A 14,068-nucleotide genomic window follows, 5' to 3' on the forward strand; every position below is an offset into this window, starting at 1 on the left:
CGTTACACAGCGGTAACCGGGAGGTGGAATCCTTGCGTCGAGCCGCACGAATCCTGCGTGCACGAGCATGTTCACGCACGTCATCGAAGTTGCGAAAGGATTCGGACGGTGTCCAACGATCTTCCAGCGAACACCGCGTCGCGGCGCCGGATCAGGGTGGAGATCCTCCTGGTCCTGGGGCTCTCGCTCGGCGCGTCGGCCGTCTACTCCGTCGTCTCGATCACCAACAAGCTGACCCGGTCGGTCGCGCTCGGCGACCAGGCGACGACTATCAACGGCTCGCTCAGCGACCGCCCGACGTTCGACCTGATCTACCAGCTGCTCGCGCTGTTCTTCGACCTGGTGCCGGTCGCCCTGTGCGCCTTCCTGCTCTGGCAGAGCGTCGGGCGACCGCTCGGCCGCCTCGGTCTGGATCTGCGGCGCCCGGGCTTCGACCTCGGGACCGGCGTGATCCTCGCGATCGCGATCGGCGCCCCGGGCATCGGGCTGTACGCCCTCGGCCGGGCGCTCGGGATCACGGTCGCGGTCGTCGCCTCGCCGCTCGACACCTTCTGGTGGACGGTCCCCGTGCTGGTGCTGTCGGCGATCCGCGCCGGGATCCAGGAGGAGGTGATCGTCGTCGGCTACCTCTTCGCGCGCCTGGAGGACCTCGGCTGGGGCCGGTGGCGGATCCTGTTCGCGAGCGCGCTGCTGCGCGGCAGCTACCACCTCTACCAGGGCATCGGGCCGTTCATCGGCAACGTGGTGATGGGCGTCGTGTTCGGGCTGTTCTACCAGCGCTTCGGGCGGACGCTGCCGCTCGTGATCGCGCACTCGATCATCGACATCGTGTCGTTCGTCGGGTACCCGCTGGCGGTCGCTCTGTGGCCGGAGCTGTTCGCGGCGCCGGCCGCGACTCCGACGCCGACTCCCTGATGTGAGCTGTCGGCGGAGCGAGCGCCGCACAACTAAGGCTGGTTCGCCGATCCCGCGGAATACTTGAGGGTTCCGGGCTCCCAGCCTTCGTTGTGCAGACGTTGCCGCTGACCCGGAGTCCAGAGGTGCACGCGGCGGCGGACGAGTCTGGCGAGGGTCGCCTCGGTGGCCGGCCACTCGTGCAGGACTTGACGGGAGGACAGGCGGACGACGACGAAGCCGCGCGCCTGCAACGCGAGCGTGCGGCGGTAGTCCTCCTCCAGCTGGACCGAACCGGTGTGGAAGGCCCGGCCGTCCGTCTCCACCGCGAGGCAGTCGCCGATCACGTTGTCGACCGAGCCGACCCCCTCCACCGGAACCTGTGCGCGAACCCGTGCCCGGAGACGCATTCCCGCCAGACGGATCCTCGTCTCGAGGCCGGACTGGCAGCCCCTCACGACCAAGTCGAAGACTCGCCGCCGCCCAGCGGAGGCGAGAGAGCTCAGTCCGATCAGGTCGTCGTAGGGCAGGAGGCCCTTGTCGACCACCGAGTCCAGAGCCATCACGGCCTCCTCCTCGGGGAGGCACTCGACCGCATGCAGGATGCTCGCGCGGATCCCGTCGCGCGAGGACGACTCCCGACCGCAGCCCGGCCACTCGCTCCAGTGCAGGCGGACACCTCGCGCGGGCGATCGCACGGCGTTCGGCGCGACGGCGACGTGCAGCTCCCGCTCTGCGAGGACCCACACCTTCCGGGAGGCGAGCGCCGAGGCGCAGGTGAGCACTCCGCCCGCCGCGACGGCCCGTCGCTCGTCGATCGAGACGGACGGCAGAGCGAACCAGCCTCGGCGGAGGCGGAGCACGAGGCCGTCCCGCACGGCCAGCTCCAGGAAGTGCCGCGTGCACCCGGCGGAGGCGAGCTGACGGGCGGAGGCGACCCCGCCGCGAGCGGCGAGGGCGAGAAGGATGCGGTCCATCCGGCGAGGATGCCCCGCTGGGACCTGCTGTGGACGGAGGATCCGGAGACGGTGGAGAGCTGACGAGCGCCGGCCCGTCGGGAGGAGCGCCGAACCGCCTCACAACGAAGGCTGGATGGTCCGAATCCGCGAGAATCTCCCGAAATCGGCCGTCCAGCCTTGGTTGTGCGGGGCCAGAGCCCTCGGATCAGGCGAAGGCCTCGATGGGAGGGCAGGCGCAGACGAGGTTGCGGTCGCCGTAGGCCTGGTCGACGCGGCGGACGGGCGGCCAGTACTTGCCGCGGACGAGGGAGCGGACGGGGTAGACCGCCTCCTCGCGCGAGTACGGGTGCGTCCACTCCTCGGCGACGAGGCACTCGGCGGTGTGCGGGGCGCCGCGGAGCGGGTTGTCGTCGACCGGCCACTCCCCCGCGCCCACGCGGTCGGCCTCGGCCTTGATGCCGATCATCGCATCGATGAAGCGGTCGATCTCGGCGAGGTCCTCGCTCTCGGTCGGCTCGACCATCAGCGTCCCGGCGACGGGGAAGCTCATGGTCGGCGCGTGGAAGCCGTAGTCGACGAGGCGCTTCGCGACGTCGTCCACGGTGACTCCGGTGGCCGCGGTGAGCGGGCGGATGTCGAGGATGCACTCGTGCGCCACGAGACCGTTGTCGCCCGTGTAGAGCACCGGGTAGTGCTCGCGGAGGCGCGCGGCCACGTAGTTCGCCGACAGGACGGCCGCGCCGGTGGCGGCGCGCAGACCCTCCTCCCCCATCATGCGGGCGTACGCCCACGAGATCGGGAGGATGCCGGGGCTGCCGTAGGGGGCGGCCGAGACGGGAGCGCCGCCGTGAACGACGGTCCCGCCCTCCTGGCCGACGGCGTGCTCGAGGCGCTGCGCGAGCGGGTGCCCGGGCAGGAACGGCGCCAGGTGCGCCTTGGCGGCGACGGGGCCGACTCCGGGGCCGCCTCCGCCGTGGGGGATGCAGAACGTCTTGTGCAGGTTGAGGTGCGAGACGTCTCCGCCGAAGTCGCCGAAGCGGGCGAAGCCGAGCAGGGCGTTGAGATTCGCGCCGTCGACGTAGACCTGGCCGCCGGCCTCGTGGACGAGGCGGCAGATCTCGGCGACCTCGTGCTCGTAGACGCCGTGCGTCGACGGGTAGGTGATCATCAGCGCGGCGAGGCCCGCCGCGTGCTCGGCGATCTTGGCGCGCAGGTCGTCGAGGTCGACGTTGCCGAGCTCGTCGCAGGCGACGACGACGACCTTCATGCCGGCGAGCACGGCGCTGGCGGCGTTCGTGCCGTGCGCGCTCGAGGGGATGAGGCAGACAGTGCGCTCGAGGTCGCCGTTCGCGCGGTGGTAGCCGCGGATCGCGAGCAGGCCCGCCAGCTCGCCCTGCGATCCCGCGTTGGGCTGCAGCGAGACGGAGTCGTAGCCGGTGAGGTGCGCGAGCCAGCGCTCGAGCTGGTCGATGAGGGCGAGCGAGCCCTCGACGTCGGACTCGGGCGCGAACGGGTGCAGGTTCGCGAACTCGGGCCAGCTGACGGCCTCCATCTCGCTGGCGGCGTTGAGCTTCATGGTGCACGAGCCGAGCGGGATCATGCCGCGGTCGAGCGCGTAGTCGGCGTCGGCGAGTCGCTTGAGGTAGCGCATCATCGAGGTCTCGCTGCGGTGGGTGTTGAAGACCGGGTGCACCAGGAACGGCGTCGCGCGCTCGAGTGCCTCCGGAATGCGGCGGGCCGCTGCGCCGAGGAAGCCGGCGGTGGGGTCGAGGTCGCCGATCGCGGTGGCGACGGCGATCACCTCCTGGGCGGTGACGGTCTCATCGATCGAGACGGCGACGGTGTCGGCGTCGACCAGGCGCACGTCGAAGCCGGCGTCGCGGGCCCGGGCGACGGCCGCCTCCGCGCCGTGCGGCACGACGACCGCGACGGTGTCGAAGAAGGCGTCGTGGCGGAGGGAGTGACCGGCGTCGACCAGCACGCGTGCCAGCAGCGCGGCGTGCGTGTGCACGCGCTCCGCGATCCGGGCGAGCCCGTCGGGGCCGTGGTAGACCGCGTACATCGCCGCCATCACGGCGAGGAGCACCTGAGCGGTGCAGATGTTCGAGGTCGCCTTCTCGCGGCGGATGTGCTGCTCGCGCGCCTGCAGCGAGAGGCGGTAGGCGGGGTTGCCCGCCGCATCCTGGCTGACGCCGACCAGGCGGCCGGGGAGCTGGCGCTCGAGTCCCTTGCGGACGGCGAGGTAGCCCGCGTGCGGTCCGCCGAAGCCCATCGGCACGCCGAAGCGCTGCGAGGTGCCGACAGCGACGTCGGCGCCGAGCTCGCCCGGCGAGCGGACGAGGGTGAGCGCGAGGAGGTCGGCGGCGACGATCCCGAGACCGCCGTGGTCCTTGACGGCGGCGAGGACGGCCGACGGGTCCCACAGCTGTCCTGAGGCGCCCGGGTACTGCACGAGTGCGCCGAACGCCTCCGGGATCTGATCGGCCGGGGTCTCGGAGAGCGGGAGCTCGACGATGCGGATGCCGACCGCCTCCGCCCGGCCGCGCAGCAGCGCGAGGGTCTGCGGCAGGGCGTCGGAGTCGACGACGAAGACGTCGGTGCGCGCCTTCGAGGCGCGGCGGGCCAGCAGCATCGCCTCGACGACGGCGGTGCCCTCGTCGAGCATCGAGGCGCCAGCGGTGTCGAGCCCGGTGAGGTCGGAGACCATGGTCTGGAAGTTGATCAGCGCCTCGAGGCGGCCCTGCGAGATCTCGGGCTGGTAGGGCGTGTAGGCCGTGTACCAGCTCGGGTTCTCGAGGACGTTGCGCTTGATCACCGCGGGCACGTGCGTGCCGTGGTAGCCGAGGCCGATCAGGGGGCGGCGCACCGTGTTGCGCGACGCGAGCGCGCGGAGCTCGGCGAGCGCCTCCGTCTCGGTCGCGGGGGCGGGCAGCACGGGATCGAGGTCGCGGACCCGGATCGACTCGGGGACGGCGGCGGTGACCAGCGCGTCGACGGAGTCGTAGCCGAGCGCCGCGAGCATGGTGCGCTGGGCGTCGGCGTCGGTCCCGATGTGGCGGGACTCGAACTCGGACGGGGTGCGGAGCGCCGACATCTACTCTCCGACCAGTGCGTCGTAGGCGGCGGCGTCGAGGAGGCCGTCGGGCAGCGCGTCGAAGCGCACCTTGATCAGCCAGCCCTCGCCGAACGGGTCGGAGTTGACCAGCTCGGGGCTGTCGACGACGGCCGAGTTGGTCTCGAGGACCTCGCCGTCGACGGGCGCGAAGAGCTCGCCGACGGACTTCGTCGACTCGATCTCTCCGACGACGCTGCCGCCCTCGACGCGGGAGCCCGAGTCAGGCAGCTCGACGAAGACGACGTCGCCCAGCTTGTCGGCGGCGTAGGCGGTGATGCCCACGGTCGCGGTGTCCCCGTCGACGAGGATCCACTCGTGATCGGAGGTGTACTGCAGTTCGGACGGAACGGCCATGTCAGATCTTCTTCCTCGAGTAGAAGGGGAGGGCGGTGACGGTCATCGGGAGGCGGCTGCCGCGGATGTCGACGGAGAGAGTCGTGCCGGGCTGAGCCTGGGTCGGGGCGACGTAGGCCATCGCGATCGGGACGCCGAGGGTGGGCGAGAGCACGCCGCTCGTGACGACTCCGATCGGGTCGGTCGCCTCGTCGGAGGCGTACACGCTGTAGTCGGCTCGGGCGGCGCGGCGGCCCTCGCCGGTCAGGCCGACGAGCACGGGGGCCTCGCCGGAGGGTCCCTCCTCGCTCGCGGCGCGTCCGACGAAGTCGATCGGCTTGCCGAGGGCGACGACGCGGCCGAGCCCGGCCTGCGCGGGGAAGACCTCGCGCGAGAGCTCGTGCCCGTAGAGCGGCATGCCCGCCTCGAGCCGGAGGGTGTCGCGCGCGGCGAGGCCGGCGGGGACAAGGCCTGCGCCCGCTCCCGTCTCGGCGAGCGCCTGCCAGAGCGACGGCGCGGTCTCGGGCGCGACGTAGATCTCGAAGCCGTCCTCGCCGGTGTAGCCGGTGCGCGCGATCAGGATGGGGTGCGCCTCGAAGGTGCCGGGGACGGCCCGGTAGTAGCGGAGCTCCTCGAGCAGCCGCGCGGCGTCGTCGGTGTCGAGCACCGACTCCGCTCCGCGCTCGGTCTCGATCGCCAGGCCCTGCACGTTCTGCAGGATCTCGAGCGAGCGGGGCCCCTGCAGCGCGATCAGCGCGACATCGTCGCTCTCGTCGAAGAGCTCGCACTCGAACATCGCGGTGCGGTCGCGGAGCTGCTCGGCGACGACGTGGCGGTTGGCGGCGTTCGCGACGACCATGAAGCGGTCCTCGCCGGTGCGGTACACGACGAGGTCGTCGATCACGCCTCCCGTGCGGTCGAGGAGGAGCGTGTACTTGGCACGTCCCACGGCGACGGCGGAGAGATCGCTCGCGAGGGCGTAGTCGAGGGCGTCCACCGCCTCCGGGCCCACGACCAGGATCTCGCCCATGTGCGAGAGGTCGAAGAGTCCGGCCGCGGTGCGGACGGCGTGGTGCTCGGCGAGATCGCCGGAGTAGCGGACCGGCATCTGCCAGCCGGCGAAGTCGGTGAAGGACGCGCCGGCCGCGACGTGCACCTCGTGGAGGGGCGAGTAGCGCGGTTCGGTGCTCGGCGCGGTGGCGTCGGGCGAGTCGATCGCGATGCCGCCGGTCTCAGGGGCGCCGGTCGCTTCTTCGGGGTTCTCTGGGGACATGGGAGTTCTCCATTTCGTCGCAGTGCTGCGCACGCGCCCGCACAGGTCGATGGTGCGAGGCACAGCAGTGCCGTGGGAACTCCCCCTCTGTCGCGGTGCCTGAGAGATTCGCGCCGTCCGCGAGGACTGAGCGCTTTCACCATCGGCGGATCCCGGGATCGGATCGCTTTCCAGAGTGGCCAGTTCGACGCGGTACAAGACCTGAGAGATTGGCGGGGAGGCTTGCTCCTTCGGTGCCGACCGGAGTCGGCTCTCCCGCGTCGCGTATGCGGCCCGGTATTCGGTTGTGCGGTCAGCCTAGCGGGGGCGGCGGCGCGGGCGCACGGCGTTTGGTGTTCGGGTCCGGATGACACTAAGCTCATTCCAGCAGTTAGGGTCACGACGACTTTTAGTAGGGACACCCCGTGGAGACAGACGCTCAGCCGCAGCTCGCGGTGTCGACCGTGATCTTCGCGCTGCGCCCGCACCCCGTGACGGGTGCGAGCACGGTGTGGATCCCGGTCGTGCGTCGGATCCGCGAGCCGTTCGAGGGGCTCTGGGCTCTGCCCGGCGGACCCCTGCGCCCCGACGAGGACCTGGCGGAGGCGGCCCGCCGCACCCTCCGCGAGACCACCGGCCTCGGCCCCCGCTACCTCGAGCAGCTCTACGCCGTCGGCGGCACCGACCGCTCCCCCGGCGAGCGCCGCGTCGTCTCGATCGTCTACTGGGCGCTCGTGCGCACCTCGGAGGCGGACGAGGCGATCGTCGGCGAGAACGTCACCTGGCTCTGCACCGACCTGCCCCTCGAGCTCGCCTTCGATCACGGCGTGATCGTCGAGTACGCGCTCTGGCGGCTCCGCAACAAGATGGAGTACTCCCGCATCGCGCACGCCTTCCTCGGCGAGACGTTCACGCTCGCCCAGCTGCGCGAGGTGCACGAGGCCGTGCTCCAGAAGCCCCTCGATCCGGCGAACTTCCGCCGCACGATCGAGGCCTCCAAGACCGTGGTACCGACCGAGCAGCGCCTGACGGGCACCCGTCACCGTCCGCCCCGGCTCTACCGCTACGACGGGTCAGTGGCACTCGTCGACAACGGTCCGCTCCCCGTCTGAGCGCCCCGTCAGTCCGCACCATCCGAGGAGACACCGTGACATCGGTCGACAGCACCATCCAGCTCATCGAGCGGGGAGCCCCCGGCGCGACCTGCGCCCCCGAGCTCGCCGACGCACCCTGGTCGTTCGACCTCGGCTTCCCCGCCTACGGCCCCGGCGCCTCCCAGGCCGACCCGATCCCGGCCGAGGCGCCGGTGCAGGGCCGTCTGCCCGACGAGTACACCGCGGCGAGCGCCGACGAGCTGCACCGCCGCATCCTCGCGGCGAAGGAGACCCTCGGCGACCGCGTCGTCGTGCTCGGGCACTTCTACCAGCGCGACGAGGTCGTGCAGTACGCCGACTTCGTGGGCGACTCGTTCCAGCTGGCGAAGGCGGCGAAGGGCCGCCCCGACGCCGAGGCGATCGTCTTCTGCGGCGTGCACTTCATGGCCGAGACGGCCGACATCCTGTCGCGTCCGGAGCAGGCCGTCATCCTCCCGAACCTCGCCGCCGGCTGCTCGATGGCCGACATGGCCGACATCGACTCCGTCGAGGACGCCTGGGCCGAGCTGACCGAGCTCTACGGCACCGAGCCCGACGCCGACGGCCGCGTGCCGCTCGTCCCGGTGACCTACATGAACTCCTCCGCCGCTCTGAAGGCGTTCTGCGGGCGCAACGGCGGCGTGGTCTGCACCTCCTCGAACGCCGCCACGGTGCTCGAGGACGCGTTCGCGCGCGGGCAGCGGGTCCTCTTCTTCCCCGACCAGCACCTCGGCCGCAACACGGCGAAGGCGATGGGCGTGCCGCTCGAGCGGATGCCGATGTGGAATCCGCGGAAGCCGCAGGGCGGCTCCGACACCGCGACCCTGCTCGACGCGCAGGTCATCCTCTGGCACGGCTTCTGCTCGGTGCACAAGCGCTTCACGGTCGCTCAGATCGAGAAGGCGCGCCTCGAGCACCCGGGCGTCCGCGTGATCGTGCACCCGGAGTGCCCGATGGCGGTCGTCGACGCGGCCGACGAGTACGGCTCGACCGACTACATCGTGAAGGCGATCGAGGCGGCGCCCGCCGGCACCACCTTCGCGATCGGCACCGAGATCAACCTCGTGCAGCGCCTCGCGGCCCAGTACCCCGAGCACACGATCTTCTGCCTCGACGACGTGGTCTGCCCCTGCTCGACGATGTACCGCATCCACCCGGGCTACCTCGCCTGGGTGCTCGAGGGTCTCGTCGAGGGTCGCGTGCTCAACCGCATCAGCGTCGACGACTCCGTGCAGGCCGAGGCGCGCGTCGCCCTCGAGCGGATGCTCGCCGCCGTGCCGCCCACCGGCCCCGTCGCGGCGGCCTGACGTGTCTCGCGTCGTCGTCGTCGGCAGCGGCATCGCCGGACTCGTCACCGCGCTGCTGGCCTCGCGCCGGCACGAGGTCGTGCTTGTGAGCAAGGGCGAGCTCGCGGAGTCGAACACGCGCTACGCGCAGGGCGGGATCGCGGTGGTCACCTCCCCCGCCGACTCCGTCGCTCTGCACATCCAGGACACCCTCGCTGCGGGAGCCGGGCTCTGCTCGCGCTCGGCCGTCGAGGTGCTCTGCGGTGAGGGGCCGGCGGCCGTCGCCGCCCTCCGGGAGTGGGGCGTCGGCTTCGACCGCGACGGCGACGAGCTCGCTCGCGGGCTCGAGGCGGCGCACTCGCGGCCGCGGGTCCTGCACGCCGGAGGCGACGCGACCGGCGCCGCGATCGAGGCTGCCCTCGTCGCGGCGGTGCGCGCCGCCTCCGGTGTCACGGTGCGGGAGCACACCGCGCTCGTCGACCTCGTGCGGCCGGGCGATGCGGTCACCGGAGTCGACCTGCTGCGCGACGGACGGGTCGAGCGCATCGACGCGGACGCCGTGGTCCTCGCCACGGGCGGGGCGGGGCGGCTCTACCGCCACACCACCAACCCGGCCGTCGCGACCGGGGACGGACTCGCTGCGGCGATCCGCGCGGGGGCGCAGACGGCGGACCTCGAGTTCTACCAGTTCCACCCCACGGCGCTCGCGAGCGGGTTCCTCGTCTCGGAGGCGGTGCGCGGCGAGGGCGCCGTGCTGCGTGACGCCTCGGGCGAGCGCTTCATGACGGCGGTGCACGCCGACGCCGAGCTGGCTCCGCGGGATGTCGTGGCGCGCGCGATCGCCGAGCGGATGCGCCTCCAGGGCGGGCTGCCCGTGCATCTCGACGCGCGGGCGATCCCCGCTGAGGTTCTCGCGCGCCGGTTCCCGACGATCTCGGCCGCGTGCCGCGCAGGCGGGCTCTCGCTGGCCGACGACCTCATCCCCGTGACCCCCGCCGCGCACTACTGGATGGGCGGGATCGCGACCGACCTCGACGGGCGGACGAGCCTCCCGGGCCTGTACGCCGTGGGCGAGGTCGCCTGCACGGGGGTGCACGGGGCGAACCGCCTCGCGTCGAACAGCCTGCTCGAGGGCGCGGTGTTCGCCCGGCGCGCGGCCGCGGCGCTCGATCGGGCGGCCGTCGCCGCCTCCGTCGCCGGCGAGCCCCGGACCGTGGTGCCGGTCGCACTCGACCGCGCGGCCCTGCAGGCCGCGATGTGGACGGGCGCCGGGCTCTCCCGCGACGCGGCCGGGCTCGAGGAGGCGCGCGACGCGCTCTCCGCCGGCGCTCCCACTACTCTCACGCTCGAGACGCTCGAGAACGCGAACCTCCGCACCGCCGGGCTCGCGCTGATCGACGCGGCCCTCGCCCGCGCCGAATCGCGCGGCGCGCACCACCGCACCGACCACCCCGACACCTCCGCGACCGCCTACCGCGTCGCCGGCACGAGAAAGGTCGCCGTCCCGTGCTGACCCGTCAGAGCATCGAACGCCTCGTCACCCTCGCCCTCGAGGAGGACGCGCCCTGGGGCGACCTCACCTCGGACACGCTGATCCCTCCGGATGCGACGGCCTCGGCGCAGCTCGTCGCGCGCGAGCCCGGCGTCTTCAGCGGCGGTGCGGTGCTCCTGGGCACGTTCCTGCAGGCCGACTCGCGCATCCGCATCGCCGACATCGCCGAGGACGGCGCGCGCTTCGACACCGGTGCCGTGCTGGCCCGCATCGACGGGCCGGCCGGCGGCGTGCTGCGCGGCGAGCGCGTCGCCCTCAACCTGGTGCAGCGGATGAGCGGCATCGCCACCCTGACCGCGCGCTACGTCGCCGCGGTCGAGGGCACGCGTGCGCGGATCGTCGACACCCGCAAGACGACGCCCGGGCTGCGGGCTCTCGAGCGGCACGCGGTGCTCAGCGGCGGCGGGTACAACCACCGCTTCTCGCTCTCGGACGCGATCCTCGCCAAGGACAACCACCTCGCGATCCTCGCGGAGCGCGGAATCGATCTCACCACCGCCCTGCGCTCCGCTCGCGCGACGGTCTCGCACACGACGCACATCGAGGTCGAGGTCGACCGGCTCGACCAGGTCGAAGCGGCGATCGCGGGCGGTGCCGACACGATCATGCTCGACAACTTCACGCCCGAGCAGCTGGCACAGGGCGTCGCGCTCATCGGCGGCCGAGCCGTGGTCGAGGCGAGCGGAGGCGTCAACCTCGAGACGGTCCGCGCCATCGCCGAGGCGGGGGTCGACGTGATCTCGGTCGGCGCGCTGACGCACAGCGTCCGCTCGCTCGACCTCGGGCTCGACATCGCCGTCTCGGCGTGATCTACCTCGACCACGCGGCCTCCTCCCCCGTGCGGCGCGAGGTGCTCGAGGCGATGTGGCCGTTCCTGACGAGCGAGTACGGCAATCCGTCGAGCAGCCACTCGCTCGGAGACGCCGCGGCGCGGGCCCTGGACGACGCCCGTGGGCGGGTGGCCGCGTTGCTGGGCGGGCGCGCCTCCGAGACTCTCTTCACGTCGGGGGGCACGGAGTCGATCAACACAGCGATCAAGGGGATCGCGCTGGGCGCCCCGCGCGGGCGGCACCTGGTGATCTCGGCGATCGAGCACGAGGCTGCGGTCGAATCGGCCGACCACCTCCGCCGCCTGCACGGCTTCGAAGTGTCGGTCGCTCCGGTCGACGCCTCGGGGCGGCTCGACCTCGCGGCTCTGGCGGCACTCCTCCGGCCCGACACGTCGCTGGTCTCGATCGTCGCGGCGAGCAACGAGATCGGGACGGTGCAGGATGTGCCCGCGGTCGCCGCGCTCAGCCGGGAGCACCGGATCCCGCTGCACATCGACGCGGTGCAGGCGGCGGGCTGGCTCGACCTGACGGCGTTCGGCGCCGACGCCGTCTCGATCTCGGGGCACAAGCTCGGTGCGCCGAAGGGGGTCGGCGCGCTGATGCTGCGGAGCCGCCTGCCGTTCGAACCGCTCGTGCACGGCGGCGGGCAGGAGCGCGAGCGGCGGTCGGGGACCGAGAACGTCGCGTTCGCGGTCGCGCTCGGAGCAGCGGTGCGGCTCGTCGACGCCGAGCGGGCACCCAGGATCGCCGCGGTCCGCGACGCGTTCGCGGCACGGGTGGCGGCGCTGGCGCCCCGGGCGGTGCCGACGGGATCGGCCGCGCACCGCCTCCCCTCGATCGCCTCCTACGTCGTACCGGGGCGCAGCGGCGAGTCGATCCTGCTGGCGCTGGAGGAGCGCGGGGTCGTCGTGTCCAGCGGCTCGGCGTGCGCGGCGGGTCGCGACGAACCGTCGGCCGTGCTGCTGGCGCTCGGGCTGGAGCCGGTCATGGCGCAGACGGCCGTGCGCTTCAGCTTCGGCGCGGAGTCGACGCTCCCCGAGGCGGAGGCGGCGGCCGACGCGTTCGCGGCGGTGCTCGCGGGCTGAGGCTCCCGACACGCCGGATGCTCGACGGATGTCGGCCGTTCGGGAATGTCGGAGGTGCCCGGCAGTGTTCTGAGCCTCGTACCACTCGTCGCATCGACGTCCAGCCAGGCGATGCGCCCCCTCACGACGATCCCCCCACGACCGGAGACTCACCTGTGACCGAGCGCACCCTCACCGACACGCGGCCCGCCGCCCCCGACCGGTCGACGGCCCTCGACCCCAAGAGCCGCCTCGTCATCAGCCTGCTGCTGGTCTCGGCGTTCGTCGTCATCCTCAACGAGACGATCATGAGCGTGGCCCTGCCCGATCTCATGGCCGACTTCGGCATCGAGGCGCACGTGGGCCAGTGGCTCTCGACGGCGTTCATGCTGACGATGGCGGTCGTCATCCCGATCACGGGCTACCTGATCCAGCGGCTGAGCACGCGCACGCTGTTCACCGCCGCGATGACCCTCTTCAGCATCGGCACGCTGTCGGCGGCGCTCGCACCGAGCTTCGCCGTCCTGCTCGCCGCGCGCGTGGTGCAGGCCGGCGGTACGGCGATCATGATGCCGCTGCTGATGACGACCGTGATGACCCTCGTCCCGCCGGCGATCCGGGGCCGGATGATGGGCAACATCTCCATCGTGATCTCGGTCGCCCCCGCGGTCGGGCCCACCATCTCGGGCGTCATCCTCAACTTCCTCAGCTGGCGCTGGATGTTCTGGATCGTCCTGCCGATCGCGATCGGCGCGCTGCTGCTCGGGCTCCGCAAGGTCGAGAACGTCACCGAGCCCCGCTCGATCCCGATCGACGCGCTCTCGATCGTGCTCTCGGTCTTCGGCTTCGGCGGCCTCGTCTACGGCCTCAGCAGCCTCAGCGAGGGCGGCGACGCGATCGTCGCCCCGTGGGTGCCGTTCGTCGTCGCGGCCGTCGGCCTGCTCGGCTTCGTGCTGCGCCAGCTCTCGCTGCAGAAGACCGACCGCGCCCTGCTCGATCTGCGCACCTTCACCTCGGCCAACTTCACGATCGTGATCGTCATGATGGCGATCAGCATGTCGGCGCTGTTCGGCACCCTCATCCTGCTGCCGCTCTACACGCAGAACGTGCTGGGGCTGACCCCGCTCGAGACGGGCCTGCTGCTGCTCCCGGGCGGGCTGCTGATGGGGCTCCTCGCGCCGTTCGTCGGTCGCGCGTTCGACCGGTTCGGCGCGCGGGTGCTTCTCGTGCCCGGCTCGATCGTCGTCGCCACCGCACTGTGGGGCTTCACCACCCTCGACGAGAACTCGACCTCGTGGTTCATCCTCGCGCTGCACGTGGTGCTGAGCCTCGGCCTCGCGTTCGTCTTCACTCCCCTGTTCACGGCGGGCCTCGGCTCCGTCCGGCCCAGGTTCTACTCGCACGGCAGCGCGATCATCGGCACGGTCCAGCAGCTCGGAGGCGCGGCCGGCACTGCGCTGTTCGTCACCGTGCTCTCGATCCAGTCGGCCGCACTGGCCCGTGACGGCGCCGACCAGGTCGTCGCGACGGCAGGCGGCATCCACTCCGCGTTCGTCTGGGGTGCGTCCATCGCGACGGCGGCCATCATCGCCGCCTTCTTCGTGCGACGCCCGGCCGAGTCGGACGCTCCGCTGCCCGTCGGCCACTAGG

11 protein-coding genes and 2 riboswitches are annotated in these 14,068 nt (G+C 72.1%); of the genes, 7 read left to right on the forward strand and 4 right to left on the reverse strand.

What is annotated here, in order from left to right:
• Positions 1–108 precede the first annotated feature (108 nt).
• Complete coding sequence (locus tag GRS92_RS11530) at positions 109–915, forward strand: CPBP family intramembrane glutamic endopeptidase (RefSeq protein WP_235021971.1); 807 nt, start codon at positions 109–111, stop codon at positions 913–915.
• A gap of 32 nt (positions 916–947) precedes the next feature.
• Here the strand turns inward: GRS92_RS11530 and GRS92_RS11535 are convergent, their stop codons facing one another.
• The 4 genes from GRS92_RS11535 to gcvT all read right to left on the reverse strand — a co-directional run bounded on the left by GRS92_RS11535 (position 948) and on the right by gcvT (position 6,574).
• Positions 948–1,871, reverse strand: a complete 924-nt coding sequence (locus GRS92_RS11535) for an endonuclease domain-containing protein (protein ID WP_159856439.1) — start codon at positions 1,869–1,871, stop codon at positions 948–950.
• A gap of 187 nt (positions 1,872–2,058) precedes the next feature.
• The gene (gene gcvP / locus GRS92_RS11540; protein ID WP_159856441.1) at positions 2,059–4,947 is read right to left on the reverse strand and encodes an aminomethyl-transferring glycine dehydrogenase; all 2,889 of its coding nucleotides are present in this window, start codon (positions 4,945–4,947) and stop codon (positions 2,059–2,061) included.
• Positions 4,948–5,322 (reverse strand): glycine cleavage system protein GcvH, encoded by a 375-nt coding sequence (gcvH, locus tag GRS92_RS11545; RefSeq protein ID WP_159856443.1) that lies wholly within the window; start codon positions 5,320–5,322, stop codon positions 4,948–4,950.
• Position 5,323: 1 nt separating this feature from the next.
• Positions 5,324–6,574, reverse strand: a complete 1,251-nt coding sequence (gene gcvT / locus GRS92_RS11550) for a glycine cleavage system aminomethyltransferase GcvT (RefSeq protein WP_159856445.1) — start codon at positions 6,572–6,574, stop codon at positions 5,324–5,326.
• An 80-nt stretch (positions 6,575–6,654) separates the two neighbouring features.
• A riboswitch (glycine riboswitch) is annotated at positions 6,655–6,753 on the reverse strand.
• A 1-nt stretch (position 6,754) separates the two neighbouring features.
• Positions 6,755–6,842: riboswitch (glycine riboswitch) on the reverse strand.
• Positions 6,843–6,978: 136 nt separating this feature from the next.
• Between gcvT and GRS92_RS11555 the strand changes: the two genes are divergently transcribed.
• The 6 genes from GRS92_RS11555 (at position 6,979) to GRS92_RS11580 (ending at position 14,067) form a co-directional block, all read left to right on the forward strand.
• Entirely contained in the window at positions 6,979–7,665 is a 687-nt protein-coding gene (locus GRS92_RS11555; protein WP_159856447.1) for an NUDIX hydrolase, read from the forward strand.
• Positions 7,666–7,700: 35 nt separating this feature from the next.
• Positions 7,701–8,993 carry a quinolinate synthase NadA gene (gene nadA, locus GRS92_RS11560; protein ID WP_159856449.1) on the forward strand — a complete coding sequence of 431 codons (1,293 nt, stop codon included), beginning with the start codon at positions 7,701–7,703 and terminating at the stop codon, positions 8,991–8,993.
• A gap of 1 nt (position 8,994) precedes the next feature.
• Positions 8,995–10,485: an L-aspartate oxidase gene (gene nadB, locus GRS92_RS11565; RefSeq protein WP_159856451.1), complete on the forward strand. Its 1,491-nt coding sequence runs from the start codon at positions 8,995–8,997 to the stop codon at positions 10,483–10,485.
• Positions 10,479–11,333, forward strand: a complete 855-nt coding sequence (gene nadC, locus GRS92_RS11570) for a carboxylating nicotinate-nucleotide diphosphorylase (protein WP_159856453.1) — start codon at positions 10,479–10,481, stop codon at positions 11,331–11,333. Before nadB ends, nadC begins: the two co-directional genes overlap by 7 nt.
• Positions 11,330–12,439, forward strand: a complete 1,110-nt coding sequence (locus GRS92_RS11575) for a cysteine desulfurase family protein (protein ID WP_159856455.1) — start codon at positions 11,330–11,332, stop codon at positions 12,437–12,439. The genes nadC and GRS92_RS11575 overlap by 4 nt, the downstream gene beginning before the upstream one ends.
• A 155-nt stretch (positions 12,440–12,594) precedes the next feature.
• Positions 12,595–14,067, forward strand: coding sequence for a DHA2 family efflux MFS transporter permease subunit (locus GRS92_RS11580; RefSeq protein WP_235021972.1), 1,473 nt, complete (start codon positions 12,595–12,597; stop codon positions 14,065–14,067).
• The last annotated feature ends 1 nt before the right edge of the window (position 14,068 follow it).

This window comes from Rathayibacter sp. VKM Ac-2754 (assembly GCF_009807095.1).
Lineage (GTDB): Bacteria > Actinomycetota > Actinomycetes > Actinomycetales > Microbacteriaceae > Rathayibacter.

Excerpts from the sequence above, each read along its gene's own strand:
- gcvT (WP_159856445.1), bottom strand. The coding sequence starts at position 6,574 with ATGTCCCCAGAGAACCCCGAAGAAGCGACCGGCGCCCCTGAGACCGGC.
- GRS92_RS11535 (WP_159856439.1), bottom strand. The coding sequence starts at position 1,871 with ATGGACCGCATCCTTCTCGCCCTCGCCGCTCGCGGCGGGGTCGCCTCC.
- gcvH (WP_159856443.1), bottom strand. The coding sequence starts at position 5,322 with ATGGCCGTTCCGTCCGAACTGCAGTACACCTCCGATCACGAGTGGATC.
- gcvP (WP_159856441.1), bottom strand. The coding sequence starts at position 4,947 with ATGTCGGCGCTCCGCACCCCGTCCGAGTTCGAGTCCCGCCACATCGGG.